Genomic DNA, 26,307 nt, shown 5'->3' with positions numbered 1-26,307 from the left:
GCCCCTGCGATCAATCCGACCCGACTGCAGCGTGGAATGCGACGTGGGAATTCGCCAGCGCGGCTTCGCTATCGATGAGGTCCTGGCGGCTGGAAATCAGCTGGCGCTGGGCATCGAGCACGTCGAAGAGCGACGCCAAGCCTTCGCGGTAGAGCGCGTTGGATTGCGATAGCGCGGCCTCGCTCTGCTCGATGGCTTCGACGAGATCGGCGTTGCGCTGCTGATAGGCATCGATCGCCACCAGCGCGTTCTCTACCTCGCCCAGCGCCACGAGGAAGAACGATCGATATTCCGCGACCCGCGCCCGCGCTTCCGCCTCGGCCGCCTCGACTTCGGCCCGGCGCCGCCCGCCGTCGAACAGCGGCAGGTCGATCGCCGCGCCCAGGGTAAGCAGGAAGTCGCTAAAGATGCCGCCGAGCGATCCGTCTCCGATGCCGAGCGTACCGGGTATGGTCAGCGAGGGGCGCAGATCCGCCTGCTCGATCCCGATATCGGCCGCCGCCCGTGCCAGCCGTGCCTCGGCAGCGAGAATGTCGGTGCGCCGCCGCAACAGGTCGGCCGGCACGCCGGCGGGCGGCCCGAGGCTGTAATTCGGTATCTCGCCGGCTCCGGCCTCGGGCACGGCGAAAACTCCGGCGGGCTCGGCCAGCAGGATCGCCAATGCGTTTGCAGACTGTGCCCGGGCAATCAGAATCAGCCCGCGCCGCGCCCGCGTCTGCGCCAAATCGGCGGCGGCGCGGCGGACGTCGAGATTGGCGGCGAGCCCGGCCTCGAATCGCAAGGTGACGATACGAAGCGTCTGTTCCTGCAGTTCGGTCGATTGTTCGAGGAGTTCCAGCTGTGCTCCGCTTCGCCGGAACTCGATATACTGGCTGGCGATCGCCGCGGCGACGATCCGGCGCTGATCGGCGAGCAGAAAATCCTGTTCGGCATAGTCCGCAGCGGCGGCGCGGATTTCCGCCGCCAGCCGGCCGTTTATATCGGGATCGAACAGACCAAAGAGCCCGGCACTCGCGGTTATCGCGCTGTCGTTTGCCAGTGCCGCGCCAGCCTCCGCCGCGCCGTCGATGGTCGGGAGGCGGTCGGCCCGCTCGGCCCTGAGCAAAGCGGCCGCCGCGTCAAGACGATCGCGGGCCGCATCGATATCGAGGTTTGCTGCAAGCCCCTGCTCGACCAGCCGGTCGAGGACCGGATCGTCGAAGCCCAGCCACCATTCCCGGTCCAGGCCGGAAGGCGGCAATTGCGTCGCATAGACCGGCGGAGCGGCGACCCGCGGCTCGATGTCCGCAGGCGCGACACCGGCACAGGCAGGCAGGAGCAGCGCCCCGCTCACGGCAACCATCCGTCCGATCATGCCGGGGCGACGGTCATGTCTTCGTCGACGTTCTCGATCTCGGTGCGCAGCCGTTCGAGATCGATCGTGCGCGGCTTGCCGAAACGCGCCACGGCGAGATAGATCACCGGAGTCAGGAACAGCGTGAATACCCCGGCGATGCCGAGGCCGCCGAAGATGACCCAGCCGATCGACTGCCGCGCCTCGGAACCGGCACCGCTCGCCAGGATCAGCGGGAGAGCACCGAGCACGGTCGAGATCAGGGTCATGGCGATGGGTCGCAACCGGATCGCCGCCGCTTCCTCGACGGCCTGCCGCACGTCGCGGCCCTGATGGCGCAACTGATCGGCGAACTCGACGATCAGAATGCCGTTCTTGGCCATCAGCCCGATCAGCATGACCAGCCCGATCTGCGAATAGATGTTGAGCGACACGCCCGAGAGAAACAGCGCGAAGATCGCCGCGGCCAGCGCGAAGGGCACCGTGAACAGGACAACCAGCGCGCTCGTCAGACTCTCGAACTGGGCGACGAGGACGAGGAAGACGATGATCAGCGCGAAGGCATAGGTCAGCAGCAGATCGTTCGAGGTTTCCTCGAGGCTTTCGGCTTCCCCCTGAAGCAACATGTCGATGCCCGGACCGAGCGATTCTTCAGCCAGCCGCTCGATCTCGTCGACAGCTTCGCGCAAGGGCGTGCCGGGCGCGATATTGGCGTTCACCTCGATTGCGCGGCGTTGTTCGGTGCGATTGAGTTCGGCGGCGATGCCCTGTTCCTCGATTCTGGTGACGCTGGACATGGGAACCAGCGTATCCTCGCCGTTCACCGTGCCGCGGACATAGAGATTGCGCAGGTCGGATGGGTTGGTGACGGTCACCGCCTGCGCCGTCAGGAAGATCGGCACGGCCTGATCGCCGACGTTGAGATCGACCAGATCGTCCCCGCCCACCATCGCCCGCAGGGTCTGGGCGAGATCGTCGAGATCGACGCCGAGATCGGCGGCGCGCTGGCGGTCGATACGTATCGAGAGCTGCGGCTGGGTGGGCTGGTAGGATATCTCGGCGTTCGAGAGGATGTCCGACTGCGTGTCGATGGCCGTGGCCAGCGCGTCGGCGGATTCGAAGATCGTCTCGTACTCGGCGCCGGTCAGCGCCACCTCGATACCCTCGCCCCCGCCGCCGAAACTGAGCGTGCCGCGACCCCGCGCATCGGTCCGGGAGCCGGGAATTTCCTGCAGCGGCTCGTTCAGTTCCTCGACGATCTCGGTCTGGCTGCGGTCGCGTTCGCTCCAGTCCGAAAGCTGGCCGATCACCCGCACCCGATTGGGATCGTAGCGACCGACGATGGAAAAGGTACTCGCGATCACTCCGTCGTCGAGATAGGGCTGGAGCACCCGCTCGATCTCGTCGAGCTCGCCGTCCATGAAATCGATGCCGACGCCGTCGGGACCCGTCGCGTCGACCTCGATCACGCCGCGATCCTCGTCGGGGACGAGCTCGTTGTCGAGCTGCGGATAGAGCAGGCCGGCCGCCAGCGCCGCCACCACCGACACGATCCCGACCAGCTTCGGACGGTCGAGACAGCGCCGCAAGGCGCTCTCGTACCAGCCGTTGGCGCGGTGGCCCCATTCCGACAGTTTGCCGGGGGCATCGTCGCCACTGGTGAGGTCGAAACGTGCCGCGAGCGCCGGCACCAGCGAGAGGGCGACGAAGCTCGAGATGATCACGGCCACCGCCAGCACGAAGCCGAATTCGCGGAACAGGCGCCCGGCCTCGGAGGGCAGGAAGCTGATGGGAACGAACACGGACACCAGCACCGCCGTGGTGGCGACGACGGCGAAGAACACCTGACGCGTGCCCAGAACCGCCGCCGCTCTCCTCCCCAGCCCCTTGTTCTGCAGGCGCTGCGCATTTTCGAGCACCACGATCGCATCGTCGACGATCAGGCCGGTGGCGAGCACGAGCGCGAGCAGGGTCAGCAGATTGATCGAGAAGCCCATCATCCAGATGCCGGCGATCACCCCGACCAGCGCGACCGGAATGGTGGCGCTGGGCACCACCGTGGGCCTCCAGGCCCGGAAGAACAGCAGCATGGTCCCGACCACCACGGCGATGGTGAAAGCGAGGGTGATCAGGACCTCGCGCACCGAGATGCGGATGAATTCGGCATCGTCGGAGACGACCTCGACCGAAATCCCGTCGAAGCGTTCGTTGAGCCGGTCGACACCCTCGCGGATCGAATCGGAGATCTGGATCGTGTTCGAACTGGCCTGCCGCACCACGCCGAGCCCGATGATCGGCTGCCCGTCGAGGCGAACGAAGTTCGTGGCGTTGGCGGGGGCGAAATCGGCCTCCGCAATGTCGCCGATCCTCGTGTTGCCGGAAATGACGACGTTCTCGATCCGCGCCGGATCGGTGGCGCTGGCCTCGGCACGCACCACCAGTTCCTGCGCGTCCGAACGGAACGATCCGACCGGGACATCGTAGGGAGCGCCCTGCAGCGCCTCGGCGACGTCGGTGATGGTGAGGCCGAACCGGTTGAGCCGCGCCGGATCGACCGAGACGCGCATCTGGCGCGCCCGCGTGCCGAATTCCTCGATGCTGGCGACACCCTCCGCCGCGAGCAGTTCGGGCACGATGTCGTTCTCGACGATGCGGGTCAATTCGGCCTGGTCGTAGCGCGTCGAGAGCACCGCCAGGGTCATGATCGGCTGTGCGTCCTGGTCCGCCTTCACCACGGTAACCTGCTCGACCCGGTCGGGAAGCTCGCGAGTGACGCGGCTCACCGCCTCGCGCACATCCGAGGCCGCCGTGTCGAGATCGATGCCGGGATTGAACTCGACCCGGATGCGCGAATTGTTCTCCTCGCTCGAGGCGTTGATCTGGCGCACACCGGAAACGCGGGCGACGGCATCCTCGAGCAGGCTGGTAACCTCGGAATCCATCGTTTCCGGCGCCGCACCGGGGAGCGAGGCGGTGACCGATACCACGGGTCGGTCGACATTGGGCAGTTCGCGGACCTCGACCCCCATCAGCGCGGCGATGCCGGCGATGACGATCAGGAGGTTGAGCACGCCGATCAGCAGCGGCCGCTTGACCGCCAGCATGGGAAGATCGGATTTATTCTGCATCGGCCGAGGGCGACGTTCTCGCCTGCGGTTCGCGAACCTGGACCCGCTGTTCGGTTCCCGAGCCGTTGCGCACGAGGCGGATGACCTGCCCGTCGCGGACCTTCTGCACGCCTTCGACGATGACCCGATCGGTGCGCCTCAGCGCGCCGTCGACGAAGACCAGACCTTCGCGCCTGGCGGTGATCGTCACCGGAACGCGCACCGCCTTGCCGTCCCGCACCGCGAACAGGTGCGAGCCCTCCCCACCCCAGACGATCGCCTGTTCGGGCACGGCCGGCCGGGACTCGCCGGCGCGCGTGAACACCACGCGAAAGCTCATCCCCGGGCGCAGCCGGTCGTCGGAATTGGGAACGGCCGTGCGGACGATGAAGTCGCGGCTGTCCTGCGAGATCCGATTGTCGGTGGTGACCACCCGCGCGTTGATCGTGCGCGAGGGTTCGGAAAAGGGCGTGACCTGCACGATCTGGCCAGGCCGCAGGGCGTTGAACACCGCCTCTGGCGCGGGGAAATCGACGTAGAGCGTGCCCCGCTGGTCGATCTGGGTGATCGGTGTCGTCCCGTTGACCCGGTCGCCGGGGTCGATCTCGGTCAGGCCGACATGGCCGGCGAAAGGCGCACGCACCGTCCGATCGGCGAGCGCGGTCTGCGCCTGCTCGAGCGCGACGCGGGCAGAGGCGAGCGCGGTCTCGCCGGCTTCGATCTGGCTTTCCGAAAGCGCCCCGGTGTCCTCGATCCGCCGGTATCGGGCAAGCAGCTGATCGGCCTCGCGCACCTGGACCCGCGCGGCTTCGACCGCCAGGCGCTCCTGCCGCGCATCAAGAACCAGCAAGGGCTCTCCGCGACCGACGAAATCGCCGGCGGTGAACAGCACATTGGTTACTCGCCCCTCGGTCTCGGGGTAGATTTCAGCGGAGGTGGAGGCGCGGGCCGAGCCGATCGCCTCGACTTCCAGTTGTTCGGGAAGGATTCGGATATCCTGCGCCACCACGGGCACAGGTGCGCGTTCGGGCTCGCTCTCCGCCTCGCCGCAGGCGGCGAGAAGAAGAAGACAGGCGACGACGACGAATGCACGGAGCGAAACGAACGACACGGGCTTCCGCGTATCGGATTACTGCGCAATGATAAAGCGGACCGATGGGCTGGACCCGAATAAATCGGACGAACCGATCAGATCACCCAGGTCGAGGCGATATCCGCTGCGGAATCGATCGTCTGCACAGGCGCATCGCGTGGCGCTTCGGCCGCGGTGGCGACGACCACCGTCACCCTGGCACGCGCCGCCAAGCGGGCGACCGCCAGCGCGCGGCGTCCCCATTCCGGTCCGGTTTCCGCCAGATCGCTGCACAGATCGGCCCGCAGCGTGGCATCGTCGATGACGAGGACCCGGCTGCCGCTGACCGAAAGCGCGTCGACCACCCGCGTCAGTTCATCCGCTTTTCCATCCTCGCCCGAGCGGAACCAGACGATGTTGGCAGTCGACGACGCGCTGCGCGAAGTGTCCTGCGCGCGAAGATCGCGGATCATTCCGGCCGCAACCGTAGCCTGGGACTCGCGATCGGTGACGATGAAGGCGCCGAGCCCCCGTTCCTCCGCATAGGGCGCGGCTATGATCGGCCGGGCGGCGACGACTTCGCCGAGGACGATATCGTTGAGCGCGGGAGGCCGGCGGCTTTCGGGAAAACTCAGCTCCGCGGCCAACGACCGACTGGCGAGTTTGAGCTGATAGTCGCGGCGAGGATCGAATGCCTTCTCGTTCAGCCAGACGAGATCGGCGGAGAACCGCTGGGCACTCGCTGCCGACGCTTCCTGCGAGGAGATGACGTCGCCGCGCGCGCAGTCCACCTGGTCGGAGAAGACCAGCACGACCGCCTGCCCTGCCCCCGCCTCGTCGAGATCGCCATCGTAACTGGCGATCCGCGCAACGGTCGTCGTCCTTCCGCTTGGCTGCACCACGATCCCGTCACCCACCGCGACACGTCCCGAAGCGATGGTTCCGGCAAAGCCGCGAAAGCCCGCGTCCGGTCGCAGCGCGAGCTGCACCGGCATGCGGAACGGCGCGGCCTCTGCGGCCTGATTAGCCTCCACCGGCACGGTCTCGAGAAATTCGAGCAGCGGCGGGCCCTCGTACCACGGCATCGCCGAGGAGAGGGTGGTGATATTCGCACCGGTGAGCGCAGCGACGGGAATCACCTCGAAGGCGTCGAGGTCGGCCTCCTCGGCGAAGGCGGTGAAGTTCGCCACGACCTCGTCGAAGACTTCGCGCAGGAACCGCACCCGGTCCATCTTGTTCACCGCCAGCAGCATTCGCCGCACGCCGAGCATTTTCAGCAGCCGCGCGTGGCGCCGGGTCTGTTCGGTCAGCCCCTGCCGCGCATCGACCAGCAGCACCCCGACATCGGCATGCGAGGCGCCGGTCGCCATGTTGCGCGTGTACTCCTCGTGCCCCGGCGCATCGATGACAATGAACTTGCGCCGAGCGGTCGAGAAATAGCGATAGGCGACGTCGATGGTGATGCCTTGCTCGCGCTCGGCGGAAAGGCCGTCGACGAGCAGCGAAAGGTCGAGCGAATTACCCTGCGTGCCGAAACGGCGGCTCTCGGCAGCGAGCGTCTCCAGCTGGTCTGCCGGCACGCTCCCGGTCTCGTAGAGCAGCCGCCCGATCAGCGTCGATTTGCCGTCGTCCACCGAACCGCAGACGATGAACCTGAGCATGTCCTTGTCGTCGAGCGCATGACCGTTTGCGAGGCTTCCGCTCGCCGTGGTGGCGGAGCCGTGCATCAGAAATAGCCTTCCTGCTTCTTGCGCTCCATCGCATCGAAGCTGTCGCGGTCGATGGCGCGACCCTGGCGCTCCGACACGGTGGCGCTGAGCGTCTCGGCGACGACCTCTTCGAGAGTGGCGGCGCGGCTCTCCACGGCACCGGTCAGCGGGTAGCAGCCGAGCGTGCGGAAGCGGACCCAGCGCTCCTCCGGCTCCTCGCCCTCGCGCAGGGGGAAGCGGTCGTCGTCGACCATCAGCAGCATGCCGTCGCGTTCGACCACGGGGCGCGGTGCGGCGAGATAGAGCGGCACGATGGGAATGTCCTCGGCAGCGATGTACTGCCACACGTCGCGCTCGGTCCAGTTTGACAGGGGGAAGGCGCGGATCGTCTCGCCGGGTGCCTTGCGGGCGTTGTAGAGGTTCCACAATTCCGGGCGCTGGCGGCGCGGATCCCAGCGATGGCCGGGGCTGCGCACCGAGATGACGCGCTCCTTGGCGCGGCTCTTGTCCTCGTCGCGCCGCGCCCCGCCGAAGGCCGCATCGAAGCCATGCGCGTCGAGCGCCTGCTTCAACCCTTGCGTCTTCCACATGTCGGTATGCAGCGGGCCGTGATCGAAGGGATTGATCCCGCGTTCCTCGGCTTCCGGATTTCGGTGGACGATCAGCTCGACCCCGTAATCCTCGGCCACGTTGTCGCGGAATGCGTACATATCGCGGAATTTCCACATCGTATCGACATGAAGCAGCGGGAAAGGGATCGGGGCGGGGAAGAAGGCCTTGCGCGCGAGGTGGAGGAGCACGGCGGAATCCTTGCCCACCGAATAGAGCATCACCGGGTTTTCGGATTCCGCGACGACCTCGCGAAAGATGTGGATGCTCTCGGCCTCGAGCATCTGGAGATGGCTGAGCGGCGCGGTCATGCTACGTCTCCGAGTGCTGCGGCACCATTCTCGCGCGCGACTTGGCCGATCACGACCAGAACAGGAGCGCCTTCGGGCAGTTTCGCCGCCATCTGCGGCAGAGAGGCGAGCGAACAGCGGACGTCGGCCTGCTGCGGCAGGGTGGCCGAGGCCACCGCGAGTGCTGGAGTCAGCGGGTCGAGCCCGGCGGCGATGGCGCGGCTGGCGAATTCGGCGAGCGTGGCGCGCGGCATGTAGACCGCGGTGGTGGCGTGAGGATCGGCGATGGCCCGCCAGTCGAGGTCTTCGGGCAAGGTCCCGCTCATCCCGTGACCGGTGACGAACTGGACCCGGCGGGCGTGAACCCGCTCGGTCAGCGAGAAGCCGAGCGCCGCAGCGGCACCCTGCGTCGCGGTGATGCCGGGCACGATGGTCACCGGAACGCCGGCGGCGCGGCATGCGTCGAGTTCTTCGGTCGCGCGCCCGAAAACAAGCGGATCGCCGCCCTTGAGCCGCACGACCCGCTCGCCGGCACGCGCGAGCCTGACCAGCTCGGCATCGATCACATCCTGCCCGACCGAGGGGCCGCGCCCGCGCTTGCCGACGGACACTCGCCGCGCCTCCCGGCGAGCCAGTTCGAGCACTTCGGGCGCGACGAGATCGTCGTAGAGGATCACGCTCGCGGTCTGGAGCGCGCGAACGGCCTTGAGCGTCAACAGTTCGGGGTCGCCGGGTCCCGCCCCGACCATGGTGACGCTGCCGCCGGTCTCGCCTGTGTCGTTCAGGAGTTCGGAAAAATCGGACTCGACCGGAGCGTGCTCGGGCGCGTTCCAGGCAGCCGCGGTGAAGCGTTCCCAGAAGCGACGCCGCGCCTTGCCGTCCGGGACCTTGCGCTTGAGGCGTTCCCGCCAGCGGCTGGCCGCGGCCGCCCAGCCGGCGAGGCCCGGGGGCAGCACGGCCTCGATCCGGCTGCGAATCGACTGGCCGAGCATCGGTGCCGCCCCGTCCGTCGAAATGCCGATCACGACCGGTGATCGATTGACGATCGAACCGATCTGGAAATCGCACAGGGCCGGCTTGTCGACGACATTGACCGGCACATGCGCCGCGCGGGCAGCGGCGGCAAAGGCCTCACCCTCCGCAGGCTCGAGATCGGCGATGGCGAGCGCCAGGCCGTCGAAATCTTCGGTTGTCCAGTCTCGCGCTTCGAGCAGGACCGGGCCGTCGACCGGCGAGGCGGTCAGTCCCTCCCAGCGCTCGCGCTGCGGAGCCTCGCCCGCCAGCACCAGCACCTGCGCACCGGCGGCGCTGAGCAATTCCGCCTTCCAGCGCGCGCCATCGGTATCGCCAGCGACGAGGACGCGGCGATCGTGAAGGGCGTGAAACAGCGGCAGCTTGGCCAGCGGCGCGATGCGCGGCGGGGTCTGCAGTGGCTCGCGATTCATACCACCGCCTCCTTCGCGCGCACGAACTTGCCGTCGGCACCGACATGCAACCCGCATTCCTTCGCTGCGTCCTGTTCCCACCACCAGCGGCCCGCGCGTTCGGGTTCGCCCGGTGCGACCGCGCGGGTGCACGGCTGGCAGCCGATCGACAGATACCCTTCGGCATGAAGCGGGTTTACCGGCACATCGTGGGCCGCGCAGAATTCGGCTACGTCCTCGCGCGACCAGTCGAACAGCGGCGCCGTCTTGATGAGGCCATGCCCCTCGTCGTATTCGATGCCCATGATATCGCCGCGCGCCTGCGACTGGTCGGCGCGTAGCCCGGTAACCCAGGCCTGTGCCCCGGCAAGCGCCTGCTTCAGCGGCCCAACCTTGCGCACCCCGCAACAGGCGAGCCTCGCGTCCTTCGCGAGGTAGAAGCCGTTAGCGCCCCAGTCGTCGAGCAGCTGGGCCAGTTCGGCGGGATCGGGATGGAAGGAACGGATGCGCAGGCCGTAACGCGCCTCGGTCTCGGCCCACAGCGCATGGGTCTCACCGAACAGCCGTCCGGTATCGAGCGTGACGATGGCGATATCGTGGCCGCCTTCGCGGATCATATGCGTGAGCGCCTGATCCTCGAGCCCGAAGCTGGTGGTGAACACGATCCGGCCCGGAACCGCGCCGCGCAGCGAAGCCAGCCGCTCCTGCGGCGTATCACCCTCGATGACGGGAAGATTCACGCCGCGCTCCGCCTGGCGAAGATACCGTCCGACCCGACATAGGTCCGTGATATCGTGCCCGCGGAGGCGAGCCATTGGTCGAGCGGTTGGCGTGCCAATTGTTCGTCGGTGATTTCCACCTGATCGATGCCGCAGGCCAGCGCGAAGGCGAACTGATCGGGGATCAGCGGGCCCACGGCGCGGATGATTCCGTGATAGCCGCGCTCGCGCAAGGTCGCGGCCAGGCTGAACACGCGCCCGTCTCCGGTCCGCGGCACTTCGATCGCGATCGCGCCCGCACTGCCGGCACGCCGCGCCAGTTCCTCGCCATCGACGTCGCAGGGGACCCGAACGCCGAAGCGATCGCCAGGTCCCCGGTCCGCCTGTTCCTCCTCGAGCGCGTCGAGATCCACGAATTCGGTGGCGTCCGTGGCCAGCCCGCCCTTGTCAAGCAGTGGCATCGGCCGCCTCCTTCTTCGCTTCGAGCGCTGGCTTGAAGGGATCGTGCCCGACACGCGCGAGCGTCTGCAGGAACTGCTCTTCCGGGCCCTGGCGCAGTTGCAGATAAGTGTCGACGATCGCCTCGATCGCACCCGGAACGGCATCGGCATCGATGCCCGGGCCGAGCCGCTCGCCCAGCGCCGTCGCATTGCCGGGATCGCCGCCGAGCGTGATCTGGTAATTCTCGCGCCCCATCCGCTCGAGCCCGAGGATACCGATATTGCCGACGTGGTGATGTCCGCAGGCATTGATGCAGCCGGAAATCTTGATGCTGAGCTTGCCGATCTCGGCCTGGCGCGCAGGATCGGCGAAGACGCGCTGGATGTCTTCCGCGATCGGGATCGAGCGCGCGGTGGCGAGCGCGCAGTAATCCATGCCCGGGCAGGCGATGATATCGGTGATCAGCGCGGCATTGGGCTCGGCCAGCCCCGCCTCGAGCAGTCGTTCGTGGATCGCAGGCACATCGTCGAGTCGAACGTGCGGCAGGATCACGTTCTGCATGTGGGTGATCCGCATCTCGTCCTGCGAATACTGCTCCGCCAGATCGGCCAGGACCCGCATCTGCTCGGCGGTCGCATCCCCGGGTGGCTTGCCGATGGGCTTCACCGAGACGATCAGCGCGGTGTGGCCGCGGACCCTGTGCGGCACCAGATTGTGCCGCGCGAAGAGCTCCAGCGCCGGGTCGGCCGCGCGGGCCTCGGCCAGCGTATCGGACGGTTCGGCACGCTCTTCGAGCCTGGGCGGCGCGAAATATTGCGCGATACGTTCGAGTTCGGCCCGCGCGACCGCAATTCCGTCGCGTTCCAGCTGGCGGTATTCCTCCTCCACCTGCGCGGTGAATTCCGCCGCGCCCAGTTCGTGGACGAGGATCTTGATCCGCGCTTTGTACTTGTTGTCGCGGCGGCCGTGGCGGTTGTAGACCCGCATGATCGCCTGCAGGTAATCGAGCAGTTCGGCACGCGGCAGGAAATCGCGCACGGTCTTGCCGACCATCGGCGTCCGGCCGAGCCCGCCGCCGACCAGGATGCGATAGCCGACCTCGCCCTCGCCATTCGTCACGATGCGGATGCCGATGTCGTGGACCGAGATAGCCGCGCGGTCCTCCTCGGCGCCGGTCACCGCGATCTTGAACTTGCGGGGCAGGTATTCGAACTCGGGATGCAGCGTCGACCATTGCCGGATCAGCTCGGCGGTAGGGCGCGGGTCCTCGATCTCGTCAGCGGCGACGCCCGCGAAGTGATCGGCGGTGACGTTGCGGATGCAATTGCCCGAGGTCTGGATGGCATGCATCCCGACATCGGCAAGCAGGCCGAGGATATCGGGCACGTCGACCAGTTTCAGCCAGTTGTACTGGAGGTTCTGCCGGGTGGTGAAGTGGCCGTAGCCGCGATCGTAACGCTCGGCGATCAGCGCAAGCTGGCGCATCTGCGCGGAATTGAGCGTGCCGTAGGGAATGGCGACGCGCAGCATGTAGGCGTGCAGCTGGAGGTAGAGCCCGTTCATCAGCCGCAGCGGCTTGAACTCGTCTTCGGTCAGCGAGCCGTCCAGCCGGCGCTCGACCTGACCGCGAAACTGTTCGACCCGTTCGCGGACCAGCTGTTCGTCGAATTCGTCGTAGCGATACATCAGGCAGTCTCCCCGAAACCGATGGTTGGGCCGGCGGCGCGGATCGCCTCGCGGTAATGCGCCGGGGCGGGCCTGCCATCCTCTCCCTTCGCAGCGGTCACCAGATAGGGATCGACCACGATCCCTGCGCTGTCCGCAGCGATCGTCTCCAGATGACGCGCGGCGGGCTCGTCCTCGGCGAGGAAGGCGCTCGCAAGGTTCGCGCCCCAGCCCTCGCCATCGAAATAGACGACCTCGCCGCCACGCAGCAGATTGGCGGTCAGCACGACCGGCAATTTCGGAAGCTTGGAAGATTTTTCCATCACGGGCATATAGCGCAAGGAAGCCGCCTTCCCAATCCGGGCTTGGCAAAAACACGCGGGATGCTAATTTTCACGGCGATTGAGCATTTTCTTCCAATTTAACGGTAGCTGACGCATGGATGCCATCGATCGGGCCATTCTTCGCCTGTTGCAGGACGATGCCTCGCTGCCCGTCACCGAGATCGCCGACCGGGTGAACCTGTCGCAAACGCCGACCTGGCGCCGGATCCAGAAGCTCGAACAGGCGGGGGTGATCACCCGCCGCGTGGCGTTGCTCGACCCGGCGGCAATCGGTCGCGACATCACCGTCTTCGTCGATGTCGAGACCTCCGACCATTCGCCGCAATGGCTCGACAGTTTCGCCAGGGCGGTTTCGGACATGGCGCAGGTCATGGAAGTCTATCGCATGGCGGGCGAGATCGACTACACGCTGCGGATCTCGGTGGGTTCGATGGCCGATTTCGACGCCTTTTACCGCGACCTCATCGCGGCCGTCCCGCTCAAGAACGTCACCTCGCGCTTCGCCATGGAGCGGATAAAATATTCCACGGCCTTCGACATCTGATCCTTTTGCGTGCGGAGGCGGGTCGACGCAGCCTTCATGAGCCACAAACGTCGGTCTACTGCTTGTTGGGAGCCGTGAGCGTGTTCGCCGTGCCGTAGCGGTCGAGCCAGTCGGGGGGCGGAAGCGGAAGGGCGGCACTCTCTCTCGGCCGAGCGGGGGTGAATGCCCGTGCCGGATGCGGGTGCCGGATCTGTTCCAGCCAGATCACGCCGTCGAATGCGCCGCTGTTGCCCCGCGTGGTGACAAGGTCGGGATCGCCGTCCCCATCCATGTCGCGGGCGATGAAGGCATCGTACATGCCGCGCACCCGCCGCGAGATGTCGTGCCTGACCCAGCCCTCCCCTCCCGTGCCCGGATTGGCGAACCAGGCCAGGCGACCGACCGTGGAACTTGGCGTTACATTGGGGCTGTCGAAATCGCGGGCTGCATCGGAATAGCCGCCCTGGATAATGTTGAGGCCGGAGTAGCCCCCGGTGACGACATCCGGATCGCCGTCGCCGTCGAAATCCGCGATTGCGATCCCGATCGGAATGTCGGGCAGGATGTCGCCGATGCGGTGGTAGCGCCAGGGCATGTCCGGCGCGGTCGGCTGCCGCAGCCAGCCGAGCGCCGGAAGTCCGTTGGGTGCCCGCGGGTCGCCGCAATCTTCGATGACGCCGACGACCAGATCGAGCCGCCCGTTGCCGTCCATATCGGCAAAGTCCGACTGGAAAGCGGAAGTGACGACGGTGCAGGGGGAACTGCCGACATCGATCTCGATCGGGTGCGCTTCGATGCCGACCTTGCCGTTCGAACCGGTGCCGGTGTTCACCAGCAGGAACGCCTGCTGGGCCAGCCGCGCCGCCGCGAGGATGTCGATATCGCCGTCTCCGTCGATATCGACCGGCATGGCGGTATTGGGCAGGTCGCGCCTCAACAGCACTTGTTCCCGCCAGCTCGCATCGTCCAACGGGTCGCCCGCGATGGTGAAGAGCGACGTAGAGCGGTCCGCCCGCGGGGCGGCAGGATCGACGATGTCGCTCGCCCCCTTGTTGGCGCCGAGAACGTCGGACCGTCCGTCGCCGTCGACATCGGCGATGAAGGTGCGCAGCCATGATCCGCGTCCGCGCGTGATCTCCGGGATCAGAAAGGGCCAGCGACCGTCGCGGGCCCGTTTGCCCGGGTTCCTGAAGAACGCGAGGTGCGCCTCCTCGCTGGCGGTGACGAGATCGATCCACCCGTCCCCGTCGATATCGCCCGCCGCGACATCCTCGATCGCCCTCGCCACGTCGCCCTCGGCAACGCTCGCCAGGATCCAGCGGTCGGGATCGGATGTGCCGAAAGCGATGCGCAGGTGGTTCGAATCCTCGTGAACCGAGACGATGTCGAGACGGCCGTCGCGATCGATGTCGGCCTCGACCAGCCCGTCGCCGCCGCGGACCGGCACACCGCCGTTGACGCCCTCGTCGTCGATCCGGTGTTCGCGCCAGGAGATGTAACGGCCGTCCACCGCCAGCGCCCGGCTCGGCGTCTCCGCCACTGTCGCGCCGCTCGGCCGATCGACCGGGGCCAGCGGTGCGCAACCCGCCAGGATCGCCGCAAGGAAGCAGCCGATCCCGGACGCGCGCATCGTCATGCTAGGCCGACATCCCGTCGTTGGTCGGGCTGGCGTCGAGATCGGCGCGAACGGTGCGCGACGCCAGCACATAATGCAGCACGGCCCATAGCGACGCGAAGCAGCCGGTGATCAGCATCGCATGCGCCAGCGCATCGTCGTTCCCCCCGGCGGCGAAGCTGTCGCTGAGATAGCCGACGATCACTGGCCCCAGCCCGAGGCCGATCAGATTGATGAAGAAGAAGAAGATCGCCGAGGTCAGCGCGCGCATGCGCAGACCCACGAGGCCGTGCGACACCGCCAGCGCCGGCCCGAGATAGGAGGCGGAGAGAAAGTGGAACACGCCGGTCAGGATCAGCGCAACCAGCAGCGTCGGCGTGGTCAGGATCACCAGCAGGACCGGGGCGATCGCCAGCATCAGGATCGCCGGGCCCCAGACATACCAGCGGGCATCGCGCGCGCCGAGCCTGTCGGCCATCCAGCCGCCGAAGAAGGAACCCGCACCCCCGCCGAAGCCGGAGGTCAGGGCCATCCAGATGCCGAGTTCGGTCAAACCGATCTCGAAATTGCGCAGGAAGTAGGACGGCAGCCAATTGCCGATTCCGTAGATGACCAGCGCCTGGAGGCTACCGGCCAGCGCCAGATTGCGGAAGGTCCGCCGGGACCAGAGAAACCCGAGGACCTGGCGGAACGGCGGAGCGGGCGTGGTGTCCGCCTGCCGCCCTTCAGACCAGCCCCGCATCGGTTCCTTGACCGTGAACCGCAGGAAGACCGCGACCAGCACGCCAGGCAGCCCGACGACGAAGAATGCCGTCCGCCAGCCGAAGGTGTCGGCGACCCAGCCACCGAGCGCGAAGCCCAGCAGAATGCCGATGTAGATCCCGATCGAATAGATCGACAGCGCCGTCGCCCGCTCTTCCTTGCGGAAGATGTCGGAGATCATCGAATGCGCGGGCGGGCTGCCCCCGGCCTCGCCGACACCGACGCCGATGCGGGCCAGCAGCAGGTGCAGATAGTTCTGCGCAAGCCCGCTCGCCGCGGTCATCACGCTCCACACCGACAGCGCGAGCGCGATGATGCTCCGCCGGGTTCCCTGATCCGCCCAGCGAGCGATGGGAATGCCGCAGGAGACGTAGAACAGGGCGAAGGCGAAGCCGGACAGGAGACCGAGCTGGGTATCCGAGAGGAGCAACTCGGCCTTGATCTGCTCCTGCAGAATGACCAGCAGCTGCCGGTCGAGGAAATTGAGTGCGTAAACGAGAGTAAGCACCCCGAGCACGAAGTAGCGATAGGATTTGCGCGCATAGGGATTCGCCGAATCCGGCGGCACCGCTGCTTGGCTCGTGGTTTCGGTCATGTTCGCGCTCTCCACATGGATTCCGTCCCTAGTTCCCGTCATCGCGCGCCGGCATGGGTGCCGCGGCAAGGCCGATCAGCTGACCCCAGGAACGGCCTTCGCGCCGTTCGCGGTCGGCGAAATCCTCGTGCAGTTCGAACATGCCCGGCCGGGGATCGCGCCCCGCCACCGGGCTGTCGGCGAAAAGCATGAAATTCTGCTGCTCCCCGTAGGCGGGCCAGACGGGAAGCCTCGGCGCCAGCGGACGTCCGCTGGCCGCGAAGCTCGTCCAATAGGCGATCATGGCGTCGGATACCGCCCTGTCGTGGGTCCCGTCGGGCACCGGCCAGCGGGCGGGCAAATCCTCCGCTGCCATGTTGCCGAAGGTGAACGGCAGTTCGCTCGCATGAAATCCGCACAGGTCGCGCGCGGCGGCGGAAGGATAGCAATAGTCGAAAATGTAGAAATAGGATGGCAGGCCCAGTTCGCGCTGGCTGCGCGCGATCCGTTCGCCCGACCAGCCGAAGATCCCGTCGCCGGTCGCATCGAGCAGCGCGTCGACCCCTTCGCTTTCCGGATAGAGCCGCAGATATTCGGGGGCGAGATCGCCGTAAATGCTGGCGATCGCGGCCTCGTATGCCCCGGGAACGGACGGCATGCGCACGGCCGGCACGCCTTCGGGGCGATATTCGTGCGCGTTGTAGCCGACGATCACCGGCACATGCGCCTGTTCGCCGCTGTCGAACACGTCGATCAAGTGGCGTGGCAGGAAATGTCCGTCGATCGTGCCCTGAGGCGAAAAACCGGCCGCCGTCGCCCGGCTGGTCAGGTCCCGCGCGTCGAGTTCGCGGGCGGCGGCTATGTCGGGGACGCCCAGTTTTTCCAGGACATCGGCGCCGATCTGCTCGCCAGAAGGCATGGCGTTTCTGGCCTCGCGCAATTCCGGGAAGCTGCGCACATTGGTGCTCTGGATGATCGCCTTGTCGAACAGGCCCCGCGCCTGGGGAGCGACCATCAGATAGGTGACGCTGAGAGCGCCGGCGGATTCGCCCATGATCGTCACATTGCCCGGATCGCCGCCGAACGCGCCGATGTTGTCCCGCACCCATTCGAGCGCGGCGATCTGGTCGAGGAGTCCGTAATTGCCGGAGACGCCGAGCTCCGATTCCCGGCTCAATTCCTCATGGGCCAGCCAGCCGAGCGGGCCGAGCCGATAGTTCACCGAGACGAAGGCGACGCCCTTCTCGGCATAGCGCGTGCCGTCGTAGATCGGCAGGCTGTTCGCTCCGATGCGCAGCGAGCCGCCGTGCAGCCAGACGACGACCGGCACGTCCTGCGCGCCCTGCGGTGTCCAGACGTTGAGATTGAGGCAGTCCTCCGACATCGCCGCCGGCGGATCGTTGTAGATGCTGGCGGCCGGAACTTCGGGCTGGACGCAGGCGGGGCCGAAACTTTGGGCGTTCCGGACACCGTCCCAACCTGCCGGTTCGCTCGGCGGGCGCCAGCGCATCTCGCCCGCCGGCGCGGCGGCATAGGGAATACCGAGGAAGCGGTTTACTCCGCTCTCGCGCGAACCGCGGACATCGCCGTCCTGCGTGCGAACGATCGGCGCACCCGAAGATCCTGGTGCGGTCGGCGCGTGCATGCACCCTGCCAGCGTGGCGAGCCAGGCCAGCGAGGCGAGGCGCAGAAAACCGAGCGGATTCATTGCGTTCCGTACTCCGACCGGAGTTGCCGCTTGTCGATCTTGCCGGTCGTGGCGAGCGGCATCGACGCGACCCTGATGATGTCGTCGGGCAGCCACCATTTGGCGAAGCGGCTGCGCAGCGGATCGAGAAGCTCGGCATCGCTCATGCTGGCCCCGTCCGCCAGCTCGACGATCAGCACCGGCCGTTCCCCCCATTTGGGATGGCTGCGGGGGATGACGGCGACCTTGCGGATGCCGTCGAGCGAACCGACCACCGTTTCGAGCTCGACCGGATTGACCCACTCGCCCCCCGACTTGATCAGGTCCTTGCTGCGCCCGGTGATCTCGACGCTGCCGCTTCCGTCGATCACTGCCAGATCCCCGGTGTCGAACCAGCCGTCGGCCGTGGCCGGTGTCCGTTCGCCGAAATAGCATTCGACCACGGAGGGGCCCCTGACATGGAGCCGCCCTTCCTTGCCGCGCTGCTCGGATATCGGCACGCCCTCGTGGTCCATCAGGAGAAGATCGAGCCCGAGTGCCGGAGTCCCGGAGGCACGCGAAGCGCCATGCCCCGTTCCGGGTCGTATCGCGGTGCCGAGGGGCGACAGCTCGGTCATGCCCCAGGTCTGCTGCACCTCGATCCCGCGCGCAAGGATGCGCCGCGACAGGGCTTCGGGCATGGAGGCGCCCCCCACCATCAACCGCTTGAGCGAAGGCAGTTCGATGCCCTCGCGCTCGGCATGGTCGAACAGGTCGAGCCAGACGGTCGGCACGCCGACGGCGATGGTGACCCCGTGCCGGGCGATCAGCGCGGCGAGGCTGGCCCCGTCGGTCCTGCGGCCCGGCAGCACGAGGCTCGCCCCGACCGCCGGACAGGCGAAGGGAAGACCCCAGCCGTTGGCATGGAACATCGGCACCGCCGGGAGCACCACGTCGGCCTCGACGATGCCGGCGACGTCGGCCTGCAATTGCCGCAGGGTGTGCAGGAAAATCCCGCGGTGGGTGTAGGTCACGCCCTTGGGCGCCCCGGTCGTGCCCGAGGTGAAACAAAGCCCGCAAGGTGCATTCTCGTCGAAGCCCCCCCATTCGGCGGGGGCGACATCCGCATCGACGTCCAGCGAAAGAATCCGCACGCCGGGCTGCGGCGTCGACCATTCGGCCTTGCCGTCGATCACGAAGATGGTGTCGAGCGAGGGACAGCGCGCCGCGATCCCGGCCGCCAGTTGCTCCTGGTCCGCGCTCGCGATCAGGATGCGCGCCTGCGATTGAGCCACCATGTCCGCGAGGGTCTCGACCGGCAGCCTCGGATTGAGCGTATGACAGACCGCGCCGATCCCCATGATCGCATACCAGCATTCCATATGCGCCTGCGTGTTCCACGCCAGCGTCGCGACACATTCACCGGTCTTCGCGCCCTCGTGGCGAAGCCGGGTGGAGATGGCCCGTGCTCGATCGCGCAGAGTGTCGTACGGCAGGTAAGTGTTCTGACCATCCTCGCTCGCGGTCACAACGCCCTTGCCGGGGTGCCATTTGGCCGCGTGGTCGATGAATTTGTCGAGCGTCAGCGCATAGGGCTGGGAACTGCCAGGGATTATCGACACGATGGTATCGGAGCCGGATTGACGGGAGAGGCGATGCCCACGTTCCAATGCCACGGCGTGGCTCCCTGCGCGCTGCGCCGGCACACCACCTCGTCCTGCAGCGCGAAGGCCGGGCCGATCCCTCCCGAGCGAACATCGAACCCGTCCGCCAGCACCATCATCTTGCCTTCCGAACCATAGGCGGGCCACGCCGGCGCGCCGGGGGCCTGTGGCTGGCCGCCCCGGGCGAAGGACACCCAATAGGAAAACAGCGTGTCTGCGAATCGGCGTTCGGCAGGCGTGTCGGGAATGGCCGGCCAGTTCGGCGTCACCTTGTCGGTGTTGCCGAGGACGAAGGGAATTTCCGCCGCATGGAAGGCGTGCAGCCCAGCCGCATCGGTCGAAGGATAGCCGTGGTCGTAGAGGTAGAGCCAGGCATCCTTTCCAAGCGCATGCTGATCGCGCACCATCCGCTCCGCCGTCCAGCCGTAGAGCGCGTCCCGCGTGGTCGCGAGCATGCTCTCGTCGATATCGGTCGGCGGGTAGAGCGCCAGGAAGCGCGGAGCTAAATCGCCGTAGCTGGCCTCGATAGCGGTACGATAGGCCGCTGCATCGTCGGGAGGCGGCGGCAGCAGGCGGCGCAGCGTGCGGATTTCCCCGCTGTTGAAGCCGGCCAGAAGCGGCACCGGTGCCTGCTCGCCCCGGCGGAAGGATTCGTAGGTCTGCCGGGGGATCACCTTGCCGTCGATCGTGCCCCAGGTGAGGAACCCGGCCCCGAGCGCAGTATCGGTCAATTGCCGCGCGTCCATCGCGCGCAGGCCCGCCAGATCGGCCTTCCCGAGCTTCTCCTGCAGCCACAGCCCCTGGTTTTCGGCGGATAGATGGCCGTGGACCGTCTCGTCGAGAGCGGGGCTGGAGATCATGTAGCCGCTCTGCGAGATCGCCCGGTCGAACAGTCCGCGCGCCGCGGGCGAGGTCATCAGATACATCACGCTGAGCGCACCTGCGGATTCCCCCGCCACCGTGACCTGGTCGGGGTCGCCGCCGAACGCCGCGATATTGTTTTCCACCCAGCGCAACGCCGCGATCTGGTCGAGCAACCCGTAGTTCCCGGAGACACCGTCCGCCGATTCCGCCGAAAGCTCGGGATGCGCGAGATAGCCGAGCGGGCCGAGGCGATAGTTGACCGAAACGAAGACGATCCCCTGTTCCGCCATCCGGGCCCCGTCGTACATTCCGAACTTGCTGCTACCCGAAACCAGCGCGCCGCCGTGGATCCAGACGAACACCGGCGCATCCCGCGCGTCCTCCGGCGCCCAGACGTTGAGGAACAGGCAGTCCTCGCTGATCGGAGTGGGGTCGTCGGCATAGACCGAATTGGCGGCGGTGCTGACGACCGGCTGGACGCAGGACGCACCGAATTCCACAGCCTGCCGGGTTCCGCTCCAGCCCGGGTGGGGCCGTGGCGCCTGCCAGCGCAGTGGGCCGACAGGAGCTTGCGCGAAGGGAATGCCCTTGAAGCTGCGGACGCTGCCGTCGCGCGATCCCTGCAGGCCACCCTGGGATGTCCGGACGACGGGTGCATCGCTGCTTGCCGGTGCCAGGACGGGGTCGACGGGCGAATGCGCGCAAGCTGCCAGGCTGGCGGCGGCGAGAAATGCGGTGAGGTATCTGATCATGATTCTGCGCCCGTCTGCTGTTGAAACGCCGAAAGGCGGAAGGAGCACTTTGGAAGAGGAAAAAGTGCGCTCCTTCCGCCCGCTCGCCCTTCAGAAGGCGAAGCTCGTGCGCACGCCCCATGTGCGGGGCTGCAGCCGCGCATAGCGTCCGTCGAGAAAGGCCTCGGGATGCACATAGACGATCGCGTCGTTGTCGAAGACGTTCTCGACATAGGCCGTGACCGAGAGGTCGGGACTGATCTTCACGCCTGCGTAGAAATTGGCATAGGTGTAAGCGTCGGTGAAATCGTATTGCGGCGATCGGACCCCCGGCTGCCCCGGCACATTGGGGAAGAGACCGGGGAAGGACCCGACATAGGACAGGCTGCCGGTGACGAAGGCTTCCTCCGTATCGCCGACCGGAAAAGTATAAGTGGCCGAGGCGGAGCCCGAGAATTTGGGCGCTGCAAGCCGGACATCGTCGACCGCACCCGAAATCGCCGCTTCCTGCGCCGTCAGATCGTCGATTCGCGCGTCGATATAGGCCCCGCTCGCGGCCAGCCGCAGAGCATCCGTCGGCCGGGCGATGAGCTCGAATTCGAACCCCTTGCTGACCGCGCCGCCGATGTTCGTGGCGAACTGGACCGAATCGGAAACCCGGTTCGCCTGGACCTGGATGTTGTTCCAGTCGATGTAGAAAGCGGCGAGATTGGCGATCAGCCCGCCCCGGAAGAAATTGCCTTTCAGCCCGATCTCGTAATTGGTCAGCTTGTCCGAAGTCGCACCCGGCGGGATGATGATGTCGGCGGGATTGACCGTGCTGGCGAGGCCGGCGCGGTCGTTCACGACCGGCGGGCGGAAGCCCGTCGAGACGGTCGCGTAGGTCGTTACGCTCTCGCTGGGCTTGAAAGATGCGCTCGCCTTCCAACTGAGCCGGCTGTCGCTGGCTTCCAGTCCGACCGCCGCGGGAATGGGCGTGACCGTAAGGCGGGTGTTGCGCAGCCCGAGGATGGCGGCGAGCAGATAGTTGCTGTTGTAGCCCCCGGCGCGCGTCGTCGTCTGCACTTCGGTTCCGCCGTAGCGCAGGCCGCCGGTCACCCACAGCGCATCCGAAAAGCGGAAGGTCGCTTCGCCGAAAACCGCCTTTTCGTTGATGTCGGTATAATTGGCGAAGCGCTGGTAATATTCGTCCGGGAGACCGGTCAGGTTCCGGGCCGCGAGGAATTCCGGCGAACTGCGGTATTCGAAGGTCACGTCGCGCCGCTTGTCGAAATAGTACGTCCCGACGATCCAGTCGAGTGGGCCACCGTTGGGGTTGGACGCCAGCCGGGTTTCCTGCACGAAGATCGTGTCGTAACCGACCGCGTCGAGCGCGAAGGGAAAGGCCTGCGCGAAAGTGCCGGCAAGATCGACGATGAATTCGCCGTTGATGTCGGCGAAGGTGCTCGAGCTTGTCAGTTCGGCGAAGCCGATGTCCCAAACGACCGTCGCGTTGAGGTTGCTCAATTCGCTCTGGAAACGGTCGGGCCGATCGGTCCGGCGGATGTAGGTGCCCAGCGTCGGATTGGTCAGCCCGCTGTCCGCAGGCTTGCTGTGCTCGTAGTTGCCCGTGATGCGGACCGAGAAATTGGGACTCGGTTCGACGAGAAAGGATGCCCGGGCACCGTAATTGACCAGCGAATTGGCATTCTCGATACCGGTCCCGATATTGTCGACCCAGCCGTCCTCGTCCTTGTAGAAGCCGACCAGCCTGAAGGCGGCCTCGTTCTCCTTGACCGGAAGGTTGATCATCGCGTTGTAGCGCTGCCGCAGACCGCCACCCTCGGTGTAGCCCAGATCGACCAGCGCCGAGGCTTCGAAAGCGTTGGGATTGGGAGCGTTGGTGATGATCCGCATGGCCCCGGCGAGCGAACCCGAACCGAACAGCGTGCCCTGCGGTCCACGCAGGAATTCGACGCGCTGGACATCGTAGAGATTGGGGTCGAGGATCGTCGAATTGCCGTTCGCCGAGATCGGCAGCTCGTCGATGTAGATGGCGACAGGAGCCTGCAGTCCGGCGCTGTAGCCATTGGTGGAAATCCCGCGAGCGGTGAAATTGTTGAAGTTCTGGGTCGGCCGGTTGAGCACCACCCCCGGTGTCTCGCGCGCGAGCCTTTCGTAGCCCACGATGCCCTTTTCGGTCAGCTCTTCCTGCTGGAAGGCGGTGACGCTCAGCGGCACGTCCTGAAGCCTTTGCTCGCGCCGTGTGGCCGTGACGATGATCGTGCCGCGATCGGCATCCGCGGCCGGAGAGAGATCTTCCAGGGTTTCGGTTTCGGCCTCCTGCTCCTCCTCGCCGGTTTGTTGCGCCAGGGCGGGGGTGGTGACCAGGGCGATAGCCGCGAAGGACGCGGTCGCCGCGAGATGCGATCTCATATTCTCTCTCCCAATCCGACCGGAGTGTTCTCTCGGTTGAATCGGGAATTACCATCGTTCACGCGTGTGTCAACATTCACTCTCTTGCGCGTGAATGATGTTTTTCTAGCACGGTATTTCCATCCTTCGGTTATTCACACACTTGATAATCATTCCGACGCCGATTACCCAGCTTCATGGTGCGCCCGGCCGGTCGCATCGCCTCCATTCCAGCACAGGTGAGCAAATTGCCCGCTTCCACGAAACGAAAAGGAAAGGTGCAGACCAAGGCGGAGCGGCGCGCGGAGACCACCGAGCAATTGCTCGATGCCGCCGAGACGCTCTTTTCCCAGCGGGGATTCCACGGGGTCGCGCTGAAGGACGTCGCGAAACAGGTCGGCGTTCACCACACGCTCGTGAACTACTATTTCGACGACAAGCAGAAGCTGTTCGACGAGGTCTTCGCGCGGCGCGCGATCGAGGCGAACCGAGTCCGCCTGGAGGCGCTCGACCGTTACGAGGAGGAAGTCGGGGAGAACGTCACCGTCGAGGGCGCGCTGCGGGCCTTTCTCGACACCAATCTCGATCTCTATGGAGATGGCGGCCCGCAATGGCGGGACGCCGGGACGCTCGCGGCCCTGGTCGCCAGCACACCGGATTGGGGCGCGGAAATCTTCGACAAATGGTTCGACCCGGTGGTTCTCCGGCTCACCGGACTTCTCGAGAAAGCCATGCCCGAATGCGACCGGACGGAAATATTCTGGGGCTTCCACTTCGTCTCGGGCGCCCTGATGCTGACTCTCGCGCGGACGGGGCGCATCGACCAATTGTCCGGCGGCCTGTGCCATTCGGACGATTTCGACGCGGTAAAGCAGAGGATGGCCTCGTTCATGGCGGCAGGTTTCCGCCAGATCTGCTCGAAGACCCCGGCCTGACCGCGACGACGACCGATCGCCCGAATACGGTGAAATGCAAGAACAAATGGTGCCCAGAAGAGGCATCACATTCGAACTTCTTTTCCGTTTAATTTCTGATGTTTAGATATTTCGGTCAAGCTGAAAAGCCCGCAAAAGGCCCGCAAAATCCCTCTAATGTATTGGTTCGATGCCTTTTTTAGGACTCGGAATTTCAATTTCAAACTTGACCGCGGAGTAGGTCGTTATCCGCTTTGCGCTCCAATCTCCGCTATTTTACGGGCTGCGCGCTCTGCCCGGAAGCAGTCATCCGTTCGGTTTACTTTAAATCATCGATATTCGTTCCAGCTTCTCTTCTTTTTGGCCGATAGTCTGGGAGGGGAGGATTTGATGTAATTCCCTCAACCTGAATATCTTCGATTTTTTCACTGAGAGGAGCAAGTTCGCGACTAAGTTCGCGAAGGTCCGTTTCACCTTCAACCAAAGAATCTTCGACCGCCGGAATGCCACTCCTTATCTGGGAAAGTTTGTTTTCAGCGTTCTGCACCCCCTCCCTGAATTGGCGAAGGCGTAGTTGCGCGATAGCAGAAGCGCTCCGCCCTGAGATCCGCCGATCTGCATCTCGAAGATTATTTCCCCATCCACCAACCCTTTGCCCTAAGTCTAACAATCTTCCTTTTGTTGAGGCCAATCGTTCGTCCCAACCTTCGGCGTCCGATGCGAGTGCGGCCGTCGTGACTCGAAGCCGGACAAGATCGGAGGTGATCACCCGTTGCTTTTCTGGCTCCAGTCCTTCGTTCAGAGCGCGAATGCTATTTGCCACGGTCTCTACAGTGGCGGTCGCATCCCTCCCCAATAGTCCGGTTTCGTCCGCGGCGGGAATGATCTTTTTTCCTGACTTGTCGGTGTAAATGCCCTCACGACCCCGTCGGCCCTCGAGCACGAGCGCAGCCTCTCCAGTTATCAGATCCGTGCTGATTGTCGCTTCAAGGCCGTGGACTTTCGCCGCAGAAGGATCGAGAGTCAGAACAACGACCACGTTTTCCGGTTCATTTTCCGCCAGACGGACCGATGTTACCTGTCCCACAGGGACTCCCAATAGTGTTACAGTCGATCCCGACTGAAGGCCTTCCACGGAGCGATCAAACTTGATCTGATATGTTTCCTGATTTGGTCTGGGATCGATTAGCCACATCGCGAAAGCGATGGTCGTAAGCATCAGAATGCCAACGATCCACGCCACTAGGGAGAAGTTTGCGTTAGTTTCCATCTAGCACGCCGCCAGCGGTTTGTTCGTCCGGCAGAGGGCCGGTGCAATGAAAGTTCGCGTCCCGCATGCTCCATTCGGTTGTCCGCTATAGAACATGACCGAGGTTCGTCCCCTGGCGCAATCGCCACGAGCGGGGCATCCGGGCGCGTCGAATGTGTTTTGGTTTGAGATCGGCCTAGTCCCAACACGGGCGTGATGCCGCCCCGCCCGTGGCGACCGAATATTGCTATGACTTGCGCAAGCCGCGTCCGGTCACTCAAGCGCGAAGGCGTCATGTCTTCCAGGCCGCTGCTGGAGGATGTGATTTCAAGTCTCCTGGCGATGTCCGTCTGGTTCAGGGCAGGAGCTCTGATGAGCTGCGCCAACACACGCCACTGCGTACGATTGAGGCTCAGCGGCTGTGCTCGGTCATCGAATGCCTTGCGCGCGGCGCGGCTGATCTGGCCCATCATGAAGATCGCTCGATCATCGTGGGTGATGACATTGTCGAGTGCGAGAGTGCCCTCATCTTCTGGCATGAGACATTCCTATCGATCGGAGAAAAATAGTAAAGGACTTTCGCATTTTGTTTTGGCCGCTATATCGCTCGCGCAGCGGCTCAAACGATGGCGAGGAGC

At 65.5% G+C, this 26,307-nt stretch carries 20 protein-coding genes; 2 read left to right on the top strand and 18 right to left on the bottom strand.

Annotation, left to right across the window (positions count from 1 at the left end; translation table 11 throughout):
• Positions 1-10 precede the first annotated feature (10 nt).
• From ACGHN1_RS02415 to ACGHN1_RS02370, 10 genes are all read right to left on the bottom strand, one after another.
• Entirely contained in the window at positions 11-1,354 is a 1,344-nt protein-coding gene (locus ACGHN1_RS02415; protein WP_390547995.1) for an efflux transporter outer membrane subunit, read from the bottom strand.
• A complete protein-coding gene (locus tag ACGHN1_RS02410; RefSeq protein ID WP_390547993.1) occupies positions 1,351-4,461 on the bottom strand; it encodes an efflux RND transporter permease subunit in 3,111 nt (1,036 codons plus the stop codon). The genes ACGHN1_RS02415 and ACGHN1_RS02410 overlap by 4 nt, the downstream gene beginning before the upstream one ends.
• Positions 4,451-5,551: an efflux RND transporter periplasmic adaptor subunit gene (locus ACGHN1_RS02405; RefSeq protein WP_390547991.1), complete on the bottom strand. Its 1,101-nt coding sequence runs from the start codon at positions 5,549-5,551 to the stop codon at positions 4,451-4,453. The genes ACGHN1_RS02410 and ACGHN1_RS02405 overlap by 11 nt, the downstream gene beginning before the upstream one ends.
• A 77-nt stretch (positions 5,552-5,628) precedes the next feature.
• Positions 5,629-7,239, bottom strand: a complete 1,611-nt coding sequence (locus ACGHN1_RS02400; RefSeq protein WP_390547989.1) for a sulfate adenylyltransferase subunit 1 — start codon at positions 7,237-7,239, stop codon at positions 5,629-5,631.
• On the bottom strand, positions 7,239-8,141 hold the full coding sequence (gene cysD, locus ACGHN1_RS02395) for a sulfate adenylyltransferase subunit CysD (RefSeq protein WP_390547987.1): 903 nt from the start codon (positions 8,139-8,141) through the stop codon (positions 7,239-7,241). The genes ACGHN1_RS02400 and cysD overlap by 1 nt, the downstream gene beginning before the upstream one ends.
• The gene (gene cysG, locus ACGHN1_RS02390; RefSeq protein WP_390547985.1) at positions 8,138-9,565 is read right to left on the bottom strand and encodes a siroheme synthase CysG; all 1,428 of its coding nucleotides are present in this window, start codon (positions 9,563-9,565) and stop codon (positions 8,138-8,140) included. The genes cysD and cysG overlap by 4 nt, the downstream gene beginning before the upstream one ends.
• Positions 9,562-10,284, bottom strand: a complete 723-nt coding sequence (locus ACGHN1_RS02385; RefSeq protein ID WP_390547983.1) for a phosphoadenylyl-sulfate reductase — start codon at positions 10,282-10,284, stop codon at positions 9,562-9,564. Before ACGHN1_RS02385 ends, cysG begins: the two co-directional genes overlap by 4 nt.
• Positions 10,281-10,724: a DUF934 domain-containing protein gene (locus tag ACGHN1_RS02380; RefSeq protein WP_390547981.1), complete on the bottom strand. Its 444-nt coding sequence runs from the start codon at positions 10,722-10,724 to the stop codon at positions 10,281-10,283. The genes ACGHN1_RS02385 and ACGHN1_RS02380 overlap by 4 nt, the downstream gene beginning before the upstream one ends.
• Positions 10,711-12,390, bottom strand: coding sequence for a nitrite/sulfite reductase (locus ACGHN1_RS02375; protein ID WP_390547979.1), 1,680 nt, complete (start codon positions 12,388-12,390; stop codon positions 10,711-10,713). Before ACGHN1_RS02375 ends, ACGHN1_RS02380 begins: the two co-directional genes overlap by 14 nt.
• Positions 12,390-12,692, bottom strand: a complete 303-nt coding sequence (locus ACGHN1_RS02370) for a DUF2849 domain-containing protein (RefSeq protein WP_390547977.1) — start codon at positions 12,690-12,692, stop codon at positions 12,390-12,392. The genes ACGHN1_RS02375 and ACGHN1_RS02370 overlap by 1 nt, the downstream gene beginning before the upstream one ends.
• 115 nt (positions 12,693-12,807) lie before the next feature.
• Here ACGHN1_RS02370 and ACGHN1_RS02365 point away from each other — a divergent pair, with 115 nt between their 5' ends.
• The gene (locus ACGHN1_RS02365) at positions 12,808-13,257 is read left to right on the top strand and encodes an Lrp/AsnC family transcriptional regulator (RefSeq protein ID WP_390547975.1); all 450 of its coding nucleotides are present in this window, start codon (positions 12,808-12,810) and stop codon (positions 13,255-13,257) included.
• Between the two features lie 55 nt (positions 13,258-13,312).
• On the opposite strand, the gene ACGHN1_RS02360 is transcribed toward ACGHN1_RS02365, so the two are convergent.
• From ACGHN1_RS02360 to ACGHN1_RS02335, 6 genes are all read right to left on the bottom strand, one after another.
• The gene (locus tag ACGHN1_RS02360; protein ID WP_390547973.1) at positions 13,313-14,872 is read right to left on the bottom strand and encodes an FG-GAP repeat domain-containing protein; all 1,560 of its coding nucleotides are present in this window, start codon (positions 14,870-14,872) and stop codon (positions 13,313-13,315) included.
• A gap of 1 nt (position 14,873) precedes the next feature.
• Positions 14,874-16,208, bottom strand: a complete 1,335-nt coding sequence (locus tag ACGHN1_RS02355) for a spinster family MFS transporter (RefSeq protein ID WP_390547971.1) — start codon at positions 16,206-16,208, stop codon at positions 14,874-14,876.
• Between the two features lie 28 nt (positions 16,209-16,236).
• The gene (locus ACGHN1_RS02350) at positions 16,237-17,895 is read right to left on the bottom strand and encodes a carboxylesterase/lipase family protein (protein ID WP_390547969.1); all 1,659 of its coding nucleotides are present in this window, start codon (positions 17,893-17,895) and stop codon (positions 16,237-16,239) included.
• Positions 17,892-19,475, bottom strand: a complete 1,584-nt coding sequence (locus tag ACGHN1_RS02345; protein WP_390547967.1) for an AMP-binding protein — start codon at positions 19,473-19,475, stop codon at positions 17,892-17,894. Before ACGHN1_RS02345 ends, ACGHN1_RS02350 begins: the two co-directional genes overlap by 4 nt.
• On the bottom strand, positions 19,466-21,133 hold the full coding sequence (locus ACGHN1_RS02340) for a carboxylesterase/lipase family protein (RefSeq protein ID WP_390547965.1): 1,668 nt from the start codon (positions 21,131-21,133) through the stop codon (positions 19,466-19,468). Before ACGHN1_RS02340 ends, ACGHN1_RS02345 begins: the two co-directional genes overlap by 10 nt.
• 90 nt (positions 21,134-21,223) lie before the next feature.
• The gene (locus tag ACGHN1_RS02335) at positions 21,224-23,527 is read right to left on the bottom strand and encodes a TonB-dependent receptor (RefSeq protein WP_390547963.1); all 2,304 of its coding nucleotides are present in this window, start codon (positions 23,525-23,527) and stop codon (positions 21,224-21,226) included.
• 257 nt (positions 23,528-23,784) lie between these two features.
• Between ACGHN1_RS02335 and ACGHN1_RS02330 the strand changes: the two genes are divergently transcribed.
• Positions 23,785-24,441 carry a TetR/AcrR family transcriptional regulator gene (locus ACGHN1_RS02330; protein WP_390547961.1) on the top strand — a complete coding sequence of 219 codons (657 nt, stop codon included), beginning with the start codon at positions 23,785-23,787 and terminating at the stop codon, positions 24,439-24,441.
• Positions 24,442-24,739: 298 nt separating this feature from the next.
• On the opposite strand, the gene ACGHN1_RS02325 is transcribed toward ACGHN1_RS02330, so the two are convergent.
• Both ACGHN1_RS02325 and ACGHN1_RS02320 read right to left on the bottom strand, forming a co-directional pair.
• The gene (locus ACGHN1_RS02325; RefSeq protein ID WP_082837520.1) at positions 24,740-25,690 is read right to left on the bottom strand and encodes an MlaD family protein; all 951 of its coding nucleotides are present in this window, start codon (positions 25,688-25,690) and stop codon (positions 24,740-24,742) included.
• Positions 25,663-26,139, bottom strand: a complete 477-nt coding sequence (locus tag ACGHN1_RS02320) for a MarR family transcriptional regulator (protein ID WP_390549741.1) — start codon at positions 26,137-26,139, stop codon at positions 25,663-25,665. The genes ACGHN1_RS02325 and ACGHN1_RS02320 overlap by 28 nt, the downstream gene beginning before the upstream one ends.
• Between the last annotated feature and the right edge of the window lie 168 nt (positions 26,140-26,307).

This window comes from Qipengyuania sp. MTN3-11 (assembly GCF_042851825.1).
Lineage (GTDB): Bacteria > Pseudomonadota > Alphaproteobacteria > Sphingomonadales > Sphingomonadaceae > Qipengyuania.
Note: the sequence above shows the minus strand (reverse complement) of the source record. Positions and strands in the feature narration are given on the sequence as shown.

Coding starts and splice junctions, on each gene's coding strand:
- ACGHN1_RS02340 (WP_390547965.1), bottom strand. CDS start 21,133: ATGATCAGATACCTCACCGCATTTCTCGCCGCCGCCAGCCTGGCAGCT.
- ACGHN1_RS02375 (WP_390547979.1), bottom strand. CDS start 12,390: ATGTATCGCTACGACGAATTCGACGAACAGCTGGTCCGCGAACGGGTC.
- ACGHN1_RS02380 (WP_390547981.1), bottom strand. CDS start 10,724: ATGCCACTGCTTGACAAGGGCGGGCTGGCCACGGACGCCACCGAATTC.
- ACGHN1_RS02350 (WP_390547969.1), bottom strand. CDS start 17,895: ATGAATCCGCTCGGTTTTCTGCGCCTCGCCTCGCTGGCCTGGCTCGCC.
- ACGHN1_RS02365 (WP_390547975.1), top strand. CDS start 12,808: ATGGATGCCATCGATCGGGCCATTCTTCGCCTGTTGCAGGACGATGCC.
- cysD (WP_390547987.1), bottom strand. CDS start 8,141: ATGACCGCGCCGCTCAGCCATCTCCAGATGCTCGAGGCCGAGAGCATC.
- ACGHN1_RS02370 (WP_390547977.1), bottom strand. CDS start 12,692: ATGGAAAAATCTTCCAAGCTTCCGAAATTGCCGGTCGTGCTGACCGCC.
- ACGHN1_RS02355 (WP_390547971.1), bottom strand. CDS start 16,208: ATGACCGAAACCACGAGCCAAGCAGCGGTGCCGCCGGATTCGGCGAAT.
- ACGHN1_RS02400 (WP_390547989.1), bottom strand. CDS start 7,239: ATGCACGGCTCCGCCACCACGGCGAGCGGAAGCCTCGCAAACGGTCAT.
- ACGHN1_RS02325 (WP_082837520.1), bottom strand. CDS start 25,690: ATGGAAACTAACGCAAACTTCTCCCTAGTGGCGTGGATCGTTGGCATT.
- ACGHN1_RS02320 (WP_390549741.1), bottom strand. CDS start 26,139: ATGGGCCAGATCAGCCGCGCCGCGCGCAAGGCATTCGATGACCGAGCA.
- ACGHN1_RS02410 (WP_390547993.1), bottom strand. CDS start 4,461: ATGCAGAATAAATCCGATCTTCCCATGCTGGCGGTCAAGCGGCCGCTG.
- ACGHN1_RS02415 (WP_390547995.1), bottom strand. CDS start 1,354: ATGATCGGACGGATGGTTGCCGTGAGCGGGGCGCTGCTCCTGCCTGCC.
- ACGHN1_RS02335 (WP_390547963.1), bottom strand. CDS start 23,527: ATGAGATCGCATCTCGCGGCGACCGCGTCCTTCGCGGCTATCGCCCTG.
- ACGHN1_RS02360 (WP_390547973.1), bottom strand. CDS start 14,872: ATGACGATGCGCGCGTCCGGGATCGGCTGCTTCCTTGCGGCGATCCTG.
- cysG (WP_390547985.1), bottom strand. CDS start 9,565: ATGAATCGCGAGCCACTGCAGACCCCGCCGCGCATCGCGCCGCTGGCC.